This window comes from Bacteroidales bacterium (genome assembly GCA_021157585.1).
Lineage (GTDB): Bacteria > Bacteroidota > Bacteroidia > Bacteroidales > UBA12170 > UBA12170.
In genome coordinates, this window is sequence record JAGGWH010000052.1 from 1 (window position 1) to 3,178 (window position 3,178).

Annotated in this window: 4 protein-coding genes; all 4 read left to right on the forward strand. The window is 34.4% G+C overall.

The window, feature by feature from the left end; genetic code table 11:
* A partial coding sequence (locus J7K39_03340) for a hypothetical protein (GenBank protein MCD6178918.1) occupies window positions 1-260 on the forward strand: 260 nt, incomplete at its 5' end.
* Between the two features lie 193 nt (window positions 261-453).
* Window positions 454-1,818, forward strand: a complete 1,365-nt coding sequence (locus tag J7K39_03345; protein ID MCD6178919.1) for an FAD-dependent oxidoreductase — start codon at window positions 454-456, stop codon at window positions 1,816-1,818.
* A 393-nt stretch (window positions 1,819-2,211) separates the two neighbouring features.
* Window positions 2,212-2,403 (forward strand): cold-shock protein, encoded by a 192-nt coding sequence (locus J7K39_03350; GenBank protein ID MCD6178920.1) that lies wholly within the window; start codon window positions 2,212-2,214, stop codon window positions 2,401-2,403.
* Between the two features lie 207 nt (window positions 2,404-2,610).
* A partial coding sequence (locus tag J7K39_03355) for an NYN domain-containing protein (protein MCD6178921.1) occupies window positions 2,611-3,178 on the forward strand: 568 nt, incomplete at its 3' end.

Genomic DNA, 3,178 nt, shown 5'->3' on the forward strand with positions numbered 1-3,178 from the left:
CCCAATTGCTAACACGAACTCAAATAGAAACTTTTACTAAAGATTGGAATAACAGCAAAACCCGCGGTTATTCAAACGAACCTTTCGATTCTGCATTTTACAGGTTTCCAGCATATCAGTACAAATTGACGGTATATTTAGGTGGAGCGGAGAGACCTTTTTATGGATATAACTATTTAATCCTTGACAGTTCTGAATGGGAATTTGAAATGAGTGAGATGGGAGACTATGACTATTTTCATGAATATTGGAAAAAATAACTACAGCCAACACGCAATAAAAAACATAGGGCGGATAGTGCTAAATTTGAATGACATAACATTAAAAAAGCAGCTTGGTAACTTGAAAGGTAGATGCTTCGAAATACCCTACGTTTCTTATTGCCATCCGTTACCCAACATAAAAAAAATTGCTTAAATAAATAGAGTAATCACAATTTAAAGGAGAAATAAAATGAAAAAATATGATGTAATAATCATTGGAGCAGGTCCTGCCGGTATCGTAACAGGAATAATTGCAAAAAAACAGTTTCCCGACAAATCAATATTAATGATTCAGGAAAATGAAAAAGGTTTGGTTCCGTGTGGCATTCCTTATGTTTTTCACGACCTGGATTCAGTAAGCCAAAATGCCATGGGTCCCAAAGGATTTATTGACTTGGGCGGTGAAGTTATGACGGACCTTGTGATTGATGTTGATGTTAAACAGAAAAAACTTGGAACACAGTCGGGCGATACGGTTATGTTCGATAAACTTGTATTTGCAACAGGTTCTAAGGATGTAATTGCTGATTTTATTCCGGGCTTTGATTTAAAAAATGTGTTTTATATCAAAAAGGATTTTGAATATATTGAGAATTTAATTAACACGCTTAAAGACAAAAAAAACATTGTTGTTGTCGGTGGTGGTTTTATAGGTGCAGAAGTTGCGGAGCAATTAGCAAAAAATACAGATAAAAAAGTCAGTTTAATTGAAATTGAAAAATTTTGTTTCTCAAAAGCTCTTTCGTATGATTTAAGTATAATAGCAACAGAACAACTCAAAAAAGCAAACGTGAATGTTTATACTTCCACTTTGGTTGAAAAAGTTATTGGGAAAGATGGCTGTGTTACGGCTGTTCAATTAAATAATAACAAGGAAATTAAAACAGATGTTGTAATCTTTTCTGTGGGCTATAAACCCAATACCGAACTTGCTAAAAATGCGGGATTGCAGTTAAACAAAATGGGCGCTATACATGTTGATAACTATGGGCGTTCAGTAGAAAAAGATATTTACGCTGTAGGAGATTGCTCACAAACAATAGGCTTTTTAACCGGAAGGAGTGATAATATTATGTTAGCTTCTACTGCTACTGCCGAAGCACGAGTATTAGGTTATAATCTTTACGGCGTAACAATAAAAAACAGTTTTATGGGCACTATAGGTATCTTTTCTACTGAAATAAACGGATTGTCAATGGCTTCGGTAGGTTTAAATGAAAAAAGTGCGATAACGTCCAATATCCAATTTATTACTGCTCAATTTAGCGCTCCTGATCGGCATCCCGGAGCAATAAAAGATTCATCATTATTAACGGCAAAATTATATGTTAGCCCTTCAGACGGTTCTATTTTAGGTGCGGAAATTTGGGGCGGAAAATCTTCGGGTGAAATAATAAATACTCTTGGGCTTGCTATCCAAAATGAACTCACGGTATACGAACTTATTTCACTTCAAATCGGAACGCATCCTTTGCTGACATCTGCTCCGACTATGCCGGTATTTATTAAAGCCGCAGAAATTGCCATTTCTAAAATTCAATCGTTGAATAAATAGTTGTTGCTTTAAAATTATGATAAAAAATAAAAGACCTGATTGTAATAAACCAAAGTTGACTAAGCCTGTTTATGCCATAACTTTATAATATACCGGTAGTTACGTTGGGTAACACGCAATATAGCAAAAAGCGGTGAAGTGCTTAATTGAGGTGGTTTTAAACCGTTCCAACTTCATCTCGGCTTGATAGGGAATCACTCGTAACCCGCTTTATGCCATATTGCCATCATTTGCAATCATAAAAAGGAAAGGTCTGAAATTAAATTATTATAGTACGGAAAACAGTGTTTTTACTATATTGTTATGTGCAAAAAAAAAATAATGATGCATAAATCAAGCAGATGAAAGATTTAATACTAACTTTGCATTTTATTTAAATTAAAAACAATAATTATGAGTAACGGAACAGTAAAATTTTTTAACAGATCTAAAGGGTTTGGATTCATCACACCTGATGATGGCGGTAAAGATGTATTTGTACATCAAAACGGATTAATTGATGAGATAAATGAAGGAGACAAAGTAAGCTATGATGTAGAAGAAAGTCCAAAAGGATTGAACGCAATAAATGTCAAAGCAGAATAATATAATATTACTTTTTGACCTTTTTGTATCGTATAAAGCCTATCAGATTTGACAGGCTTTTTTTTTAATTGATAATTCTTAAGTAAGCGGCTATTCTTTAGTGTTTCTTATTTGCTGACAGCTCAAGCATATAAGAAATGCTGTGCTTTTTTAAAACGCTGTATAGTCAATCGTAAGCAATTAAAACACAGTATTGAAACTTAAATTATGAATACGAATATAAACATAGCCGTACTTATTGACGGTGATAATATTCCGTCTGCCTATGTAAAAGAAATGACGGAAGAAATTGCAAAGTACGGAAATCCGACCATTAAGAGAATTTACGGCGATTGGACGAAACCTAATCTGACAAAATGGAAAAACCTATTGTTGGAAAATGCAATTACGCCTATCCAACAATACGGCTATACGACCGGCAAAAATGCGACCGACTCTGCAATGATCATAGATGCAATGGACATCCTTTACAGCGGCAAAGTCAACGGGTTCTGCTTAGTTTCAAGCGACAGCGATTTTACGCGATTAGCGACACGATTAAGAGAAGCCGGAATGAAAGTAATCGGAATCGGAGAAAAGAAAACCCCAAATCCGTTTATTGTTGCTTGTGATAAATTCATTTATATAGAAATTCTGAAAAATCAAGCCGAAAAGAAAAATGATGATACCCAAGAATTGGCTAAAACCAATGTAGATAAAATATCTCAAAAGGAAATTAATTTAATTAAAACAACAATATCGGATCTTTCTGACGAAGATGGTTGGGCTTTCCTCG